This is a genomic window from Streptomyces lancefieldiae (genome assembly GCF_031845825.1).
In the GTDB taxonomy this organism is placed as follows: Bacteria; Actinomycetota; Actinomycetes; order Streptomycetales; family Streptomycetaceae; genus Streptomyces; species Streptomyces lancefieldiae.
On record NZ_JAVRFH010000001.1, the window covers coordinates 349,009 to 362,901 of the forward strand.

Annotated in this window: 17 protein-coding genes and 1 tRNA gene; 9 read left to right on the top strand and 9 right to left on the bottom strand. The window is 72.5% G+C overall.

Annotated features, from left to right (window positions below):
* Positions 1-82: 82 nt before the first annotated feature.
* Positions 83-610, bottom strand: coding sequence for a DUF309 domain-containing protein (locus RM812_RS01835; protein ID WP_311570568.1), 528 nt, complete (start codon positions 608-610; stop codon positions 83-85).
* Positions 611-709: 99 nt separating this feature from the next.
* Here RM812_RS01835 and RM812_RS01840 point away from each other — a divergent pair.
* Positions 710-783 (top strand) — tRNA-Pro (locus RM812_RS01840).
* Positions 784-800: 17 nt separating this feature from the next.
* On the opposite strand, the gene RM812_RS01845 is transcribed toward RM812_RS01840, so the two are convergent.
* Complete coding sequence (locus RM812_RS01845; protein ID WP_311570569.1) at positions 801-1,028, bottom strand: S26 family signal peptidase; 228 nt, start codon at positions 1,026-1,028, stop codon at positions 801-803.
* A 268-nt stretch (positions 1,029-1,296) separates the two neighbouring features.
* Between RM812_RS01845 and RM812_RS01850 the strand changes: the two genes are divergently transcribed.
* Positions 1,297-2,334: an AraC-like ligand-binding domain-containing protein gene (locus RM812_RS01850; protein WP_311570627.1), complete on the top strand. Its 1,038-nt coding sequence runs from the start codon at positions 1,297-1,299 to the stop codon at positions 2,332-2,334.
* A 133-nt stretch (positions 2,335-2,467) separates the two neighbouring features.
* Here RM812_RS01850 and RM812_RS01855 read toward each other — a convergent pair whose 3' ends face one another.
* A complete protein-coding gene (locus tag RM812_RS01855) occupies positions 2,468-2,884 on the bottom strand; it encodes an ankyrin repeat domain-containing protein (protein ID WP_311570570.1) in 417 nt (138 codons plus the stop codon).
* Positions 2,881-3,333, bottom strand: coding sequence for a MarR family winged helix-turn-helix transcriptional regulator (locus RM812_RS01860; RefSeq protein ID WP_311570571.1), 453 nt, complete (start codon positions 3,331-3,333; stop codon positions 2,881-2,883). Before RM812_RS01860 ends, RM812_RS01855 begins: the two co-directional genes overlap by 4 nt.
* Positions 3,334-3,498: 165 nt before the next feature.
* Here RM812_RS01860 and RM812_RS01865 point away from each other — a divergent pair, with 165 nt between their 5' ends.
* The 6 genes from RM812_RS01865 (at position 3,499) to RM812_RS01890 (ending at position 7,068) form a co-directional block, all read left to right on the top strand.
* Positions 3,499-4,053, top strand: a complete 555-nt coding sequence (locus RM812_RS01865; protein ID WP_311570572.1) for a quercetin 2,3-dioxygenase — start codon at positions 3,499-3,501, stop codon at positions 4,051-4,053.
* Between the two features lie 7 nt (positions 4,054-4,060).
* Entirely contained in the window at positions 4,061-4,207 is a 147-nt protein-coding gene (locus RM812_RS01870; RefSeq protein ID WP_311570573.1) for a DUF1427 family protein, read from the top strand.
* Positions 4,204-4,470, top strand: a complete 267-nt coding sequence (locus RM812_RS01875) for a XapX domain-containing protein (protein ID WP_311570574.1) — start codon at positions 4,204-4,206, stop codon at positions 4,468-4,470. Before RM812_RS01870 ends, RM812_RS01875 begins: the two co-directional genes overlap by 4 nt.
* Positions 4,442-5,470, top strand: a complete 1,029-nt coding sequence (locus tag RM812_RS01880; protein WP_311570575.1) for an amidohydrolase family protein — start codon at positions 4,442-4,444, stop codon at positions 5,468-5,470. The genes RM812_RS01875 and RM812_RS01880 overlap by 29 nt, the downstream gene beginning before the upstream one ends.
* A 4-nt stretch (positions 5,471-5,474) precedes the next feature.
* Positions 5,475-6,332: an alpha/beta hydrolase gene (locus tag RM812_RS01885; protein WP_311570576.1), complete on the top strand. Its 858-nt coding sequence runs from the start codon at positions 5,475-5,477 to the stop codon at positions 6,330-6,332.
* Positions 6,333-6,399: 67 nt separating this feature from the next.
* Positions 6,400-7,068, top strand: coding sequence for an NUDIX domain-containing protein (locus RM812_RS01890; RefSeq protein ID WP_311570577.1), 669 nt, complete (start codon positions 6,400-6,402; stop codon positions 7,066-7,068).
* Positions 7,069-7,106: 38 nt separating this feature from the next.
* Here the strand turns inward: RM812_RS01890 and RM812_RS01895 are convergent, their stop codons facing one another.
* The 5 genes from RM812_RS01895 to iolC all read right to left on the bottom strand — a co-directional run bounded on the left by RM812_RS01895 (position 7,107) and on the right by iolC (position 12,633).
* Complete coding sequence (locus tag RM812_RS01895) at positions 7,107-7,892, bottom strand: GntR family transcriptional regulator (protein WP_311570578.1); 786 nt, start codon at positions 7,890-7,892, stop codon at positions 7,107-7,109.
* 48 nt (positions 7,893-7,940) lie between these two features.
* The gene (iolD, locus tag RM812_RS01900) at positions 7,941-9,812 is read right to left on the bottom strand and encodes a 3D-(3,5/4)-trihydroxycyclohexane-1,2-dione acylhydrolase (decyclizing) (protein ID WP_311570579.1); all 1,872 of its coding nucleotides are present in this window, start codon (positions 9,810-9,812) and stop codon (positions 7,941-7,943) included.
* Positions 9,809-10,702 (bottom strand): 5-deoxy-glucuronate isomerase, encoded by an 894-nt coding sequence (gene iolB / locus RM812_RS01905; RefSeq protein ID WP_311570580.1) that lies wholly within the window; start codon positions 10,700-10,702, stop codon positions 9,809-9,811. The genes iolD and iolB overlap by 4 nt, the downstream gene beginning before the upstream one ends.
* A gap of 67 nt (positions 10,703-10,769) precedes the next feature.
* On the bottom strand, positions 10,770-11,657 hold the full coding sequence (locus tag RM812_RS01910; RefSeq protein ID WP_311570581.1) for a Cgl0159 family (beta/alpha)8-fold protein: 888 nt from the start codon (positions 11,655-11,657) through the stop codon (positions 10,770-10,772).
* A gap of 13 nt (positions 11,658-11,670) precedes the next feature.
* A complete protein-coding gene (gene iolC, locus RM812_RS01915) occupies positions 11,671-12,633 on the bottom strand; it encodes a 5-dehydro-2-deoxygluconokinase (RefSeq protein WP_311570582.1) in 963 nt (320 codons plus the stop codon).
* Positions 12,634-12,868: 235 nt separating this feature from the next.
* On the opposite strand from iolC, the gene RM812_RS01920 reads away from it, so the two are divergent.
* A complete protein-coding gene (locus RM812_RS01920; protein WP_311570583.1) occupies positions 12,869-13,891 on the top strand; it encodes a sugar ABC transporter substrate-binding protein in 1,023 nt (340 codons plus the stop codon).
* The last annotated feature ends 2 nt before the right edge of the window (positions 13,892-13,893 follow it).

Consider the following 13,893-nt stretch of genomic DNA (forward strand, 5'->3'; position numbering starts at 1 on the left):
GTACGCCACTGACAACGCCCGGACCGGGCCGCCCTCTCATCACCGGTCGCCGTTGACGCCCCTCAGCGCTTTCAGCCCCTCCTCAGCCCTTCAGCCGCGGCGCCCGCGCCCCCGCGTCCACGACCGCGCCGCCCTCCACGTCCCCCGCCAGCTCCGAGGCCCACCCGGCGACCCCGCCCAGATCCATCCCGTACGGCCGCTCCCGCCCGGCCGCCGACGCCGCCCACCGAGTCACGGCCCCGGCTCCGCGCCGCAGCAGCCTCGCCCCGCCGGTGACATTGCCGCGAGCGGCGTGCGTCAGCCCGACGGCCAGCTGGGCCAGCCCCCGCCACAGCTCCCGCTCCTCCTCGGGACCCGACTTCCAGGCGTCCTCGAAGACCTCGTGGGCGTGGAACGGTTTCCCCTCGTCCAGCAGCCGCTGCGCCTCGGCGACGGTCTCCTCGGGCGCCCGCACGACGCCCTCGGGCTGACGGGGCACGCCGTCCGCGCCGTACGGCAACGGGCGCCCCAGCCCGTCCCGCGGCCGGGCGTTGCGCGCCCGGCCCTCCTCGTCGCGGTCCCGCCCGTCCACCGGCCGGTTCGAGGCTGTGCTGTCCAGTGCACTGTCCATGGGCCGATTGTCCCTCCCCCCGGCCCGCTTAGGCGTGGCCCGGGGTGTGGGGTAAAGTTCTCTTCGCGTGATCGCGCGGTTCACCCCGTGTGAGCACATCGGGACGTGGCGCAGCTTGGTAGCGCACTTGACTGGGGGTCAAGGGGTCGCAGGTTCAAATCCTGTCGTCCCGACTCGTGAGAGTCGCAGGTCAGGGCCGGGTTCGGAGGCATCCGAACCCGGCCCTTGATCGTTTCTGGGGACCGGTGCGTGTCCGGGACGATGCGGCTGAGCCACGGCCGGCCGTGCCGCGCCCCTGCCTGACCGTGCTCGGCCTCGTCGCAGGGAGGATCCGGTCGTGGGGGAAGAAGCCGAGGGTGCGCGAGTCCACGCTGACGGCGGAGTTGTCCCCCAGCAGCACCAGCGCGCCGTCGGGCACACGCCTCCCCGGACCCGTACGTGACCGGGCGAAGGACTGGGGGACGGGCGGCGGACGGCCGCCTTCCGGTCGTCGCGTCCTGTCCGGCCGTCCGCCGGACAGCCCCCTGACCAGCCCGGACAGGATTCAGGTGTCCGGGACGCAGGCGAGCCCTTGCTGCGGTGAAACCGCACTGCAAACGTCCGACGCGAGCGCTTGCGGACGCAGTCGACGGAAGCACGGGCAGACCGGCGAGCGGCGGAGACAACCGGGAGACGTGAGGGCGGACATGCGGGTGACCGAGTTCAGTACGGAGACCGTTCGAGCGCCGGAGCGGTTCGCGCTCTGGGAGGACACCACAGCGCGGTCGCACATGCGCAACCGACTGCACAGCAGGCAGCAGGACGACTTCCGAGCCAGAATGCGCGTCGTGGACCTGGGGGAGTTACAGGTGTCCGCGCTGGCGTACCCGCATCTGGGGGTCGTGCGCTCGGCGAAGGTGATCCGGCAGTCCGACCCGGAGGTGTACCAGATCAACTACTTTCTCAACGGGGAGGGAACCCTCTCGACGGCCGGGGGCGAAGCAGCGGTGCGCAGCGGTGAACTGGTGGTGATGGACAGCAGCCGCCCCTACCGCGGCGATGTCCACCACCATCCGGGCCCTTGGTCGCATGTGACCATGCAGTGTCCCCGCAGGATGCTGCCCCTGCCGGAGAAGACGGTGCAGAGGCTGCTCGCCGTCCCGCTCAGCGGGCGCCACGGCATGGGCGGGACGTTCGCCCGCTGGCTGACCGACCTCACCGCACGCGCGGCCGAGCACACCCCGGCGGACGGTACGACCCTGGCCTCGGTCACCGTGGACCTCCTCGCCTCACTCCTCGCCCGCAACCTGGAAGCCGAAGCGGCGATGGACCCTCAGGCCCGAAGGCGGGCCCTGCTGTTGCGCATCCGGGACTTCATCCAGCAGAACCTCGCCGACCCGCGCCTCAGTCCCGAGACCGTCGCGGCCGCCCACGACATATCGACCCGCCACCTCTACGCTCTCTTCCGCGACCAGGGCGTGAGCGTCGCCGCGTGGATCCGTGAGCGCCGCCTGGAGTGCTGCCGCCGTGCCCTCACGGACCCCTCCAAGCTCTCCCTCCCCATCCAGGCCATCGCGGCACGGTGGGGTTTCCCCGACCCGGCCCACTTCAGCCGCACGTTCCGTGAGGCCTATGGCATGCCTCCCCGTGACTACCGGCATGCAGCTGTGTCGCGGGACCCCGCGCAACGCCGGTCGACGACGGCCCGGGCACGGTCAGGGACTGCCACTCCCGCATCCCCCTAGATCGCCCGTGGGCCGGACGACCTCGGGCCCCGACGGGGTGCCCACCGGCGGCGTTGGGGGGCGGATCGGCGGCCCTCACATCCTGGCGCCCGGCCTGGGCCAGGGCGAAGTCGCCGACGTCGCCGTGCCGCCCTCAGCCACGCGCCCCCGCGGCGATCAGCAGGTCGGCCGTCTCGGGACGGGGCCCCCTCGTGGCCCACTCCAGCGGCGTCCACCCCGTGCCGCGGTCCTCGCGGAGGTTCGGGTCGGCGCCGTGCTCCAGGAGGGCGCGGACCGCGTCGGTGTGGCCCCAGCGGGCCGCACCGCACAGCGGGGTCCCCTCCGAGCCGATGCCGCTCTCCGTGTCGGGTGAGGCCCCGGCTGCCAGCAGCAGGCGGACGATCTCGGCGTCGCCGTCGACGGCCGCCTGGTACAGCGGCGTCGTGCCGGCCGCGTCGGCCGTTTCGGCGGGTGCCCCGGCGCGCAGCAGTGCGCGCACCCCGGTGCTGTCGCCGAGGAGGGCGGCGACGACGAGACGCTGGGACAGTTTCTTGCGCTGCCGTCGGGTCATGGTGCCTCCACGACCGGCGGCTCGCCACGCGGCAGGGTCAGGGCGTCGCGCAGTGCCGTGGCCGCGGCGGCGCCGATGCGCTCGGCCAGGACGTCCTCGACGACGGTGAGGGTCGCCTGGGCGCGTCGGTGGACGCGCATGCCCTCCGCGGTGATGCGGATCAGGCGGTTGCGTGCCGAGGAGGGGTCCGCGACCTGTTCCAGCAGGCCGAGGGCGAGCAGACCGTGCACGGCCTGGTGGGCGGTCTGCCGGGTGACGCCGAGGCGGCGGGCCAGCTCGGCGACCGTGGTGCCCTCCGCGTCCAGCAGGGCGAAGACCTGCCCCTGGGCGCTGCTCAGCGGCTGCTCGCCGGCCGCCCGCATGCTCGCCATCAGCGCGTCGTCGAACCAGCGCCTGGCACCGGCCAGCAGCATGGGCATGTTGTGCGGGGCTTCCTTGGCTTGCGTCATGACTCCTCGGCTCGTCGGTCTTGAGCATACGGGCGCAGGCGCGGGGAATTTCCGCCGCCACCGTGTCAAGGGTGTCGCTCGAGCTCGCTGTCAGGTAGCCTGACATTTGAACGTCAGGCACCCTGACATTGTTCGTCCCCGCACCGCGTCGAGCCGGAGGCTTCCATGACCATCGAATTCGCCAGGCGCTCCCACTCCCTCATTCCCGCCGAGCCGGGCAAGCCCTACTTCATCGAGAAGGGCATGGGCGACCGCGCCCACCTCTTCGGCGACCTGTTCACGATCTACGCGGGCGGACCGCAGACCGAGAACACCTTCAACTTCTTCACCTGCGACGGCCCCAAGGGCGACATCATCCCGGCCCACTCCCACCCCGACACCTACGAGGTCTTCTTCATCACCCAGGGAGCCGTCCGGCTCTTCGTCGAGGACCTCGAGGGGGAGCAGCACGAGAAGCTGCTCACCGTCGGCGACTTCGGCTTCGTACCGAAGAACTGCCCGCACGCCTACCGCATCGAGCGCCACCACAGCCAGATCGTCGGCGTCGCGGCCGGCCCCGGCGGCACCTTCGAGCGGTTCTTCGAGACCCTCGGCACCGACACCGACGCGCTCAGCCTGCCGCAGCCTCCCTTCGTGCCCGAGCCGCACAAGTTCGCCACCGTGCCGCAGCAGTACGACGTGACCTTCCTGCCCGACCACCAGTGGCGCACGGGAAGCTGAGAGCACCATGGCGTACGTACGGGCGCTGCTCGCCGGCGCTCTCGTGGGCGCGCTCTACGCCGCCCTGAAGGTGAGGTCCCCGGCACCACCGCCGGTCGCCCTGTTCGGCCTGCTGGGCATGCTCGCGGGCCAGGCACTGCTGGGGGCGCTGTGAGACCGACCCTCATCCGGGCACGCGCCGTCGTCGCCCGCGCACGGGCCGCCGTCGTCAGCCTCGCGGCCGGGCTGCTGATGGGGGCCGTCTACTGGGCCCTCGACCTCACCTCGCCCGCCCCGCCCCTGATCGGCCTGACCGGACTGCTCGGCATCGTCCTCGGCGAGCGCGCCGTCACCTGGGGACGCGGGCGCGCGGCCGCATCGAGACACCACACCCGGAGGGAACAAGCCCATGACCCGCACCGCCGAACACATCGCTGAACAAACCGCTGATCAACCCGGCCCCGGCCTCGTCGACGTGCACGCCCATTTCGTCACCGACTCCTACGTGCGACAGGCGAGGGCGGCCGGCCACGAGCTGCCGGACGGCGTGCCCGCCTGGCCGGCCTGGTCCGCCGAAGCCCACCTGGAGCTGATGGACAGAAACGGCATCCGCACCTCGCTCCTGTCCGTGTCGTCCCCCGGCGTGCACTTCGGCGACGACGCGGCCGCCCGTGGCCTGGCCCGCGAGGTGAACGAGGACGCCGCCCGCGTCGCCGCCGAACACCCCGGCCGCTTCGGCTTCTTCGCCTCCCTGCCGCTGCCGGACGTCGACGGCGCCCTCGCGGAGATCACCCACGCCTTCGACGAACTCGGTGCGGACGGCGTCGTACTGGAGACCAACACCCACGGTGTGTACCTGGGCGACGAGCGGCTGGAGCCCGTCTTCGCCGAGCTCGGCCGCCGTCGCGCGGTCGTCTTCCTGCACCCGACCTCGCCCGTCTGCTGGGAGCGCTCGGCCCTCGGACGGCCGCGCCCGATGGTCGAGTTCATCTTCGACACCGCCCGCACCGTCACCGACCTGCTGATGGCCGGCACCCTGGAACGCCACCCGGGCCTGGAGGTGATCGTCCCCCACTGCGGCGGTGCGCTGCCCGTCCTCGCCGACCGCATCAACGGCTTCATGAAGCTCTTCCTGCCGGCCGCCGGGTCCGGCGCCCCCGACGCCGTGGAGCAACTGCGCCGCCTGCACTACGACATGGCCGGCCCCGCCTTCCCGCGCCAGGTCCCCGCACTGCTCGGACTCGTCGAACCCGACCGGCTGCTCTACGGCAGCGACTACTGCTGGACCCCGGCCCACGGCGTGGACGCCCACATCGCCTCCGTCGACGCGGCCCCGGTGCCGACGGGTGCCGCCGACTGGCGGTCCCTCACCACGGCCAACGCGCACCGACTGCTGCCCCGCCTCGCCGGCCGCCCGCTCCGCACCCCCGAGGAGTGACCCGGTGCACCCCGAACTCGCCCCTTTTCTCGCCCCGCCCGACCCCGCGACGCTGCCCCTGCCACCCGCCGCACACCCCGCGGACGGCGTACGGCTCCTGCGCGGCGTCCCGTACGCCGTGCGCGACGGCAGCCGCCCCCTGGAGCTCGACCTGTGGCTCCCCGACGCCCCGGCCGCCGGTCCGCCGCCCGTGATCCTCTTCGTCCACGGCGGTGCCTGGCGCACCGGACTGCGCGACGACCTCGGCCCACGCTTCCGCGCCTGGCGGCCCGGCCCCTTCGCCCGCCTCGCCCAGGCCGGGTTCGCCGTCGCCTGCCCCGACTACCGGCTCAGCGGCGAAGCCGTCTTCCCCGCCCCACTGGACGACCTGACCGAGGCACTGGCCTGGCTGCGCGTGCGCGCCACTGACCTCGGCGTCGACGCCGAACGGACCGTCGCCTGGGGCGAGTCCGCGGGCGGCCACCTCGCCGCGCTGCTCGCCCTGACCACCGCCCCGGCCGCCCTGCGCGGCTGCGTCGTCTGGTACGGCCCCACCGACCTCACCGCCGCGCCGCCGGACACCCCCGAAGCGGCACTTCTCGGCGCCGCCGCCGTCGACGCCCCGGAACGGGCCCGCGCCGCCAGCCCGCTCGCCCGGGTCGCGCCGGGCGCCCCGCCCTTCCTGATCCTGCACGGCGCCGAGGACACGGTCATCCCCCTCGCCCAGGGCGAGGCCCTCGCCTCGGCCCTGCGCGCGGTGGGCGCGGAGACCGGATTCCGGGCCGTCCCGGGCGCCGACCACCTGTGGATCGGGGCGGCCGAGCACGACGTGGAGGGCTGCTTCACCGCCTCGCTCGACTTCGTACGGAGCCGGACCAGGTGATAGAAGCGGGCATGACCACCTTGCGCCACCCCGTGCCCCTGGACGGCCCACGAGCGGACGGCCCCCGATGACCGCCGGCATCGACACCCCGGACCGCCGGGGCCGCACCGGACTCGACCGGGCCGGCCAGGACCTGACCGGCAACCCCCGGGTGAAGATCCGGGACGTGAGGCTCCTCTCCAGCCACTGGTACGTCGAACGCACCACGACCTTCGACCTCCGGCGCGCCGACGGCACCTGGAGCACCCAGGAGCGCGAGACCCACGACCGCGGCAACGGCGCCACCGTGCTGCTCTACGACGCCGAACGCGAAACCGTCCTGCTCACCCGCCAGTTCCGCCTGCCCGCGTACGTCAACGGGCACCCCGACGGCATGCTGATCGAAACCCCCGGCGGGGTGCTCGACGACGAGGACGAGCACCCCGAGGCCGCCGTACGGCGCGAGGTCGTCGAGGAGACCGGGCACACCGTCGGTGAGGTCCGGCACGTCTTCGACGTGTACATGAGTCCCGGTTCGGTCACCGAACGGGTCGGCTTCTACGCCGCCGCCTACGGCCCGGCCACCCGCACCCACGAGGGCGGCGGCCTGGACGAGGAGGGCGAGGACATCGAGACCCTCGAACTCCCCTTCCACCGCGCACTGGAGATGATCCGCTCGGGTGCGATCGCCGACGCCAAGACCATCATGCTGCTCCAGTGGGCGGCGCTGGAGGGCCCGTTCGCCCGCCTCCGGTAAGCCGCCCGAGGTGCTTGACCCGAAGTACGCCCCAACCGTCAGGGCCTGACCAGCAGCTGGAAGTCGAACGCGTACCGGGACGCGCGGTATATGTGCGTCCCGTACTCGACCGGACGCCCGGTGTCGTCGTACGCCGTGCGCCACATGGTCAGCAGTGCGGCGCCCTCCTCCTCGTCGAGGCGGTCCGCCTCCTCGCGGGTGGCCGAGCGGGCGCCCACCGTCTGGCGGGCGCTGTGCAGGGTGATGCCGGACGCGCGCATCACCCGGTAGAGGCCGGTCGACTCCAGCCGGGCGCTGTCGAGGTCCAGCAGCGTCGTCGGCAGGTAGTTGCAGAGCACCGCCACGGGCTGGCCGTGGGTGAGGCGCAGGCGCTCCAGGACGGTCACCTCGCCGCCCTCCGCGACGCCGAGGGCCGCCGCCACGTCGGCGGACGCGGCGACCACCTCCTTGCGCACCACCTGCGTGGTGGGCCCCTGCCCGGCCGCCTCCAGGTCGTCGTAGAGACTGCTCAGCTCCAGCGGACGCCTGACCTGGCTGTGCACCACCTGGGTGCCGACCCCGCGCCGCCGTACCAGGAGCCCCTTGTCGACCAACGACTGGATGGCCTGGCGGACGGTGGGACGGGACAGGCCGAGGCGCACGGAGAGGTCGACCTCGTTGCCCAGCAGGTTCCCCGGGACGAGGGCGCCGTGCTCGATCGCCGCTTCCAGCTGCTGGGCGAGCTGGTAGTACAGCGGCACCGGACTGCTCCGGTCCAGGGCGAATTCCAGGGCGCTGAGCGCGGGGCCGGTCACGGCACGTGCGGGGTCGCCGGTCTTCGCCATGGACGTCCCTTCCTTGCACAGGTGGCCGAGTGCCACGGACGGCGGTTGTCAGAGGTGGCGGCGGCGGTCGGCGACGGCGCGTTCGTAGTGCGCACGGGCATCGGTGACGGCCTTTCGGGTGGACACCTCGGCCACCGGCACGTCCCACCAGGCCTCGGCCGGGGGCGCGGTCGGCGCGGGGTCGGTCTCGACGTAGACGCAGGTCGGACGGTCCGACGTGCGGGCCGCCGTCAGCGCCTCGCGCAGCTCGCCCACCGTCTTGGCGCGAAGGACGTCCATGCCGAGGCTGGCCGCGTTGGCCGCGAGGTCGACGGGGAGCGGGGCGCCGGTGAAGGTGCCGTCCGGGGCCCGGTGGCGGTAGGCGGTGCCGAAGCGCTCGGCGCCCACCGACTCGGACAGGCCGCCGATGGAGGCGTAGCCGTGGTTCTGGACCAGCACCAGCTTGACCGGCAGGTCCTCCTGGACGGCGGTGACGATCTCCGTCGGGTTCATCAGGTACGTGCCGTCACCGACCAGCGCCCACACGTTCGTGCCGGGCGCCGCCTGCTGCACGCCGAGCGCGGCCGGGATCTCGTAGCCCATGCAGGAGTAGCCGTACTCCAGGTGGTACTGGCGCGGGGAGCGGGCGCGCCACAGTTTGTGCAGGTCACCGGGGAGCGAGCCGGCCGCGTTGATCACCACGTCCGTGTCGCCCACGACCGCGTCCAGTGCGCCCAGCACCTGGGTCTGGGTCGGCACGGCACTGTCGTCGTCGGCACGGTAGGCCGCCTCCACGACCTCGTCCCAGCGGTTCCTGCCCGCACGGTACTCGGCCTCGTACGACGGCGTCACCCGGTGCCCGGACAGCTCCTGCGTCAGCGCCGTGAGCCCCGCCCGCGCGTCGCAGACCAGGGTGCGGGCGGCGAGCTTGTGGGCGTCGAAGGCGGTGATGTTGAGGTTCAGGAAGCGTACGTCCGGGTGCTGGAAGAGGGTGCCGGAGGCCGTGGTGAAGTCCGAGTAGCGGGTGCCGACGCCGATCACCAGGTCGGCGGTGCGGGCGAGGTCGTCGCTGACGGCGGTGCCGGTGTGGCCGACGGCGCCGAGGTCGGCCGGGTGGTCGTGGCGCAGCGCGCCCTTGCCCGCCTGCGTGGAGGCGACGGGGATGCCGGTGGCGTCCACGAACGCCTTCAGCGCCTGTTCGGCCTCGCTGTGGTGGACGCCACCGCCCGCGACGATCAGCGGACGCTCGGCGGCGCGGATCGCGTCCGAGGCTTCGGCCAGTTCGGACGGGTCGGGCGCGGGGCGCCGTACGCGCCAGACGCGGTCGGCGAAGAACTCCTCGGGCCAGTCGTACGCCTCCGCCTGCACGTCCTGGGGGAGGGCGAGGGTGACCGCGCCGGTCTCCGCCGGGTCGGTGAGCACGCGCATCGCCCGGAGCGCGGAGGCGAGCAGGGCCTCGGGGCGGGTGATGCGGTCGAAGTACCGGGAGACGGGCCGCAGGGTGTCGTTGACGGACACGTCGGCCTCGATCGGGTGCTCCAGCTGCTGGAGGAGCGGGTCGGCGGCGTGCGAGGCGAAGTAGTCGCCGGGGAGCAGGAGGACGGGCAGACGGTTGATGGTGGCGAGTGCGGCGCCGGTGACCAGGTTGGTGGCGCCGGGACCGATGGACGTCGTCACCGCCTGCGCGGACAGGCGGTTGAGCTGACGGGCGTGAGCGACGGCCGCGTGCACCATGGCCTGTTCGTTGCGGCCCTGGTGGTACGGCATGATGTCGGCGTACTCGACGAGCGCCTGGCCGAGGCCGGCCACGTTGCCGTGGCCGAAGATGCCCCAGGTGCCGGCGATCAGGCGGTGCCGCACGCCGTCGCGTTCGGCGTACTGGGCGGCCAGGAAGCGGATCAGGGCCTGCGCGGTGGTCAGTCGGCGGGTGGCGGCGCTCATGCGGACCTCTCCGGTGCGGTGTAGAGGGGGAGCCGGGGGTCGACCGGCTGGTCGGGCCAGGTGTCGCGGATCCAGGCGTGGTCGGGGTGGTCGCGGATCAGCCAGGCGCGTTCGGCCTCCGGGCCGGCCATGACGTTGAGGTAGTACATGTGGTGGCCGGGCACGGCCATGGACGGTCCGTGCCAGCCGTCGGGGATGAGGACCACGTCTCCGTCGCGCACCTCCGCCAGCACGTCCGTGCCCCGTCCCCGCCCGGACGGGGAGACCCGCTGGTAGCCGAGGCCGGGGGTGCCGTCGTGGTCGGCGAACTCGAAGTAGTAGATCTCCTCCAGCACGGACTCCTCGCCGGGGCGGTGCTCGTCGTGCTTGTGCGGCGGGAAGGAGGACCAGTTGCCGCCCGGGGTGATGACCTCGACCGCGATGAGTTTGTCGCATGCGAAGACCCCGGCGGCGCCGAAGTTGTTGACCTGGCGGGAACAGTTCCCGGTGCCTCGCAGCTCCACCGGCACCGAAGACGCCGGCCCGTACCGTGCGGGCAGGCGGCGGGTGCAGCGGGCGCCGGTGAGGGCGAACCGGCCGCCGCCGGAGGAGGTGACGGTCGTACGGGCGTCGCGCGGCACGTAGGCGAAGTCGCTGACGCCGCTGAACACGCTGCCACGGCCGGTGAGGACGAAGGTGTCCCGGCCGAAGTCGTCGGCCGTGGCGACCGTGCAGCCGCCGCTGAGCGGGAGGACGATCCACTCGCTGTCGCCGCTGTCGAAGGTGTGGCCGCCGCCGGGCGGCAGGTGCAGGACGCGCAGACCGGAGTGGCCCCAGCCGGCCGTCTCGGGGGCCACGTCCACGGCATACGGGCCGCGTGCGGCCTTGCCCGCCGAAAGGTGGTACGTCATCGGATCAACTCCTCTGCCAACTCAACTCCTCTGCCGGCTCAGCTCCTGGGCCGACTCGGCTCCTGTGTCACAACAGGCCGACGGCGGTGTCCACGGCCTGTTCCACGCTGCCCTCGGCCGGGTAGAGCAGCGAGCGGCCGACGACCATGCCCTGCACGGTGGGGAGCCTGAGCGCCTTGCGCCAGCGTTCGTAGGCGGCGGACTGGTCCGCGGGGGAGCCGCCTATGTCGCCGCCGAGCAGGACCGCGGGCAGCGTGGAGGTCTCCAGGACCTCGCCCATGTCGTCCGGGTCGTGGGTGACGGGCAGTTTCAGCCAGGTGTAGGCGGAGGTGCCGCCCAGACCCGAGGCGATGGCGACGGACCGGGTGACCGCCTCGGCGGACAGGTCGTTGCGGACCCGGCCGTCGACGCGGCGGGAGATGAACGGTTCGACGAACACGGGCAGTTCACGCGCGGCCATGGCGTCGACCGCGCGGGCGGTGGCCTCCATGGTGGTCAGCGAGCCGGGGTCGTCGTAGTCGATGCGCAGCAGCAGTTTGCCCGCGTCGAAGCGCATCCGGGCGATGTCCTCGGCGCGGTGGCCGGTGAAGCGGTCGTCCATCTCGAAGGCGGCGCCCGCGAGGCCGCCCCGGTTCATCGAGCCCATGACGACCTTGTCCTCCAGCACTCCGAGCAGCAGCAGGTCCTCCAGCACGTCGGCGGTGGCGAGCACCCCGTCGACGCCGGGCCGTGACAGCGCGGTGCACAGGCGTTCCAGCAGGTCGGCCCGGTTGGCCATGGCGAGCCGGCGGTCGCCGACGCCGAGCGCGCCGCGCGCCGGATGGTCCGCGGCCACGATCATCAGGCGGCCGGAGTCGCCGATCAGCGGGCGGCGTACCCGGCGGGCCGCCGCCTCGGCGATCGCCTCCGGGTGCCGGGCTCTGACCGTGGTGAGGTCGGGGATGCTGAGGGACAAGACGAAGCTCCGTTCAGGGGGTGGTTCGCGCGAGGAGGTCGTGGACCTCCGCCTCGGTGGGCATCGCGGACGAGCAGGCGAGCCGGGAGGCGACGAGGGCGCCGGCCGCGTTGGCGTACCGCATGGTCTTCTCCAGGTCCCAGCCGGAGAGCAGACCGTGGCAGAGGCAGCCGCCGAACGCGTCGCCCGCGCCGAGGCCGTTGACCACCTCGACCGGCACCGGCGGTACCTCGGCCGTCCGGCCGTCGCGGTGCACGGCGAGGACGCCCTTCGGGCCCTGCTTGACGACGGCCAGTTCCACACCGGCGGCCAGCAGGGACTCGGCGCAGGCGCGCGGCTCGCGCACGCCCGTGGCGATCTCGCACTCGTCGAGGTTGCCGACCGCGACGGTCGCGTACCGCAGCGCCTCGGCGTAGTAGGGGCGGGCCTGGTCGGGGTCGGTCCAGAACATGGGGCGCCAGTCCAGGTCGAAGACCGTGGTGCCGGACTTCGCCCGGTGGGCGAGAGCGGCCAGCGTCGCCGTACGGCTCGGTTCCTCGCTCAGTCCGGTGCCGGTGATCCAGAAGATGCGGGCGGCGCGGATCGCGCCGAGGTCCAGCTCGCCCGGGTGGATCTCCAGGTCGGGGGCCTTGGGACGGCGGTAGAAGTACAGGGGGAAGTCGTCCGGTGGGAAGATCTCGCAGAACGTGACGGGGGTCGGGTGGGCGGCGACCGGCGTGACCCAGCGGTCGTCGACGCCGAACTCCGTCAGCGCCTGGTGCAGATAGCCGCCGAACGGGTCGTCACCCGTGCGGGTGACGACGGCGGTGGCCCGGCCGAGGCGGGCGGCGGCGACCGCCACATTGGCGGCCGAACCGCCGAGGAACTTGCCGAAGGTCTCAACCTCCGCCAGGGACACACCTGTTTGCAGGGGGTAGAGATCGACCCCGATGCGCCCCATCGTGATGAGATCGAAATGCTGGACTGACTCGGCCATGTGCGACGCTCCTCGGGCTGGGCGGGGCCTGCCGCCTCCCAGGTGTATGACTCCTGGCGGACCATGTCAATACTTTGTACTTACATTCGGACCTGCTGGTGAAATGATGTCTTAACAAAGTATTGACAGCGGGCGTCCCAAGTACTTGTATCCGGTCCCAGCGCAACAGCCGTTCTTCTCTGGTCTGGCACACGGCTTCCCCGTAGCACAGTCGCACAGTGAGGTGCAGGAAAAGATGGACCGCTCTTCGCACGCCCGCTCCCGCAGATTCGCCCCTGCGGTGGCCCTCGCCGCCGCCGCGGCCCTGACCCTGGCCGGCTGCTCCAGCAGTTCCGGGGGCAAGAAGGCCGACGAGGAGGGGGCCTCGGGCGCCTCCGCGGGCAAGGCGAACACCCCCCGCATGACGGTCGCCCTGGTCACCCACCAGGCGCCCGGCGACACCTTCTGGGACATCGTCCGCAAGGGCGCCGAGGCCGCCGCCGCCAAGGACAACGTCAAGCTCGTCTACTCCGCCGACCCGAACGCGGGCAACCAGGCCAACCTGGTGCAGAACGCGATCGACCAGAAGGTCGACGGCATCGCGGTCACCCTGGCCAAGCCGGACGCCCTGCGCAGCGTCCTCGACAAGGCGGAGAAGGCCGGCATACCCGTCGTCGGGCTCAACTCGGGCCTCGCGGACTGGAAGAAGCTCGGCCTGATGGAGTTCTTTGGGCAGGACGAGACCGTGGCCGGCGAGGCGCTCGGCAAGCGGCTGAACGAGGACGGCGCCAAGAACGCCGTCTGCGTGATCCACGAGCAGGGCAACGTCGGCCTGACCCAGCGCTGCGACGGCGTGAAGAAGACCTTCGAGGGGTCGATCGAGAACCTGTACGTCAACGGCACCGACATGCCCTCGGTGAAGTCGACCATCACCGCCAAGCTCAAGCAGGACGGCGACATCGACCACCTCGTCACGCTCGGCGCCCCGTTCGCCATGACCGCCGTGCAGTCGGTGGACGAGGGCGGCAGCAAGGCGAAGGTGGCCACCTTCGACCTCAACAAGGAACTGACCGGCGCCGTCGAGAAGGGCGACATCGCGTTCGCCGTCGACCAGCAGCCCTACCTCCAGGGCTACTTGGCGGTCGACGGCCTGTGGCTCTACAAGAACAACGGCAACTACAGCGGCGGCGGTGAGCAGCCGGTGCTGACCGGCCCGGCCTTCGTCGACAAGTCCAACGTGAAGGCCGTCGCCGGGTTCGCCGCGAAGGGCACCCGGTGAGG

Coding starts and splice junctions, on each gene's coding strand:
- RM812_RS01865 (WP_311570572.1), top strand. CDS start 3,499: ATGACCATCGAATTCGCCAGGCGCTCCCACTCCCTCATTCCCGCCGAG.
- RM812_RS01880 (WP_311570575.1), top strand. CDS start 4,442: ATGACCCGCACCGCCGAACACATCGCTGAACAAACCGCTGATCAACCC.
- RM812_RS01855 (WP_311570570.1), bottom strand. CDS start 2,884: ATGACCCGACGGCAGCGCAAGAAACTGTCCCAGCGTCTCGTCGTCGCC.
- RM812_RS01895 (WP_311570578.1), bottom strand. CDS start 7,892: ATGGCGAAGACCGGCGACCCCGCACGTGCCGTGACCGGCCCCGCGCTC.
- RM812_RS01920 (WP_311570583.1), top strand. CDS start 12,869: ATGGACCGCTCTTCGCACGCCCGCTCCCGCAGATTCGCCCCTGCGGTG.
- RM812_RS01890 (WP_311570577.1), top strand. CDS start 6,400: ATGACCGCCGGCATCGACACCCCGGACCGCCGGGGCCGCACCGGACTC.
- iolB (WP_311570580.1), bottom strand. CDS start 10,702: ATGACGTACCACCTTTCGGCGGGCAAGGCCGCACGCGGCCCGTATGCC.
- iolD (WP_311570579.1), bottom strand. CDS start 9,812: ATGAGCGCCGCCACCCGCCGACTGACCACCGCGCAGGCCCTGATCCGC.
- RM812_RS01835 (WP_311570568.1), bottom strand. CDS start 610: ATGGACAGTGCACTGGACAGCACAGCCTCGAACCGGCCGGTGGACGGG.
- RM812_RS01860 (WP_311570571.1), bottom strand. CDS start 3,333: ATGACGCAAGCCAAGGAAGCCCCGCACAACATGCCCATGCTGCTGGCC.
- RM812_RS01870 (WP_311570573.1), top strand. CDS start 4,061: ATGGCGTACGTACGGGCGCTGCTCGCCGGCGCTCTCGTGGGCGCGCTC.
- RM812_RS01850 (WP_311570627.1), top strand. CDS start 1,297: ATGCGGGTGACCGAGTTCAGTACGGAGACCGTTCGAGCGCCGGAGCGG.
- iolC (WP_311570582.1), bottom strand. CDS start 12,633: ATGGCCGAGTCAGTCCAGCATTTCGATCTCATCACGATGGGGCGCATC.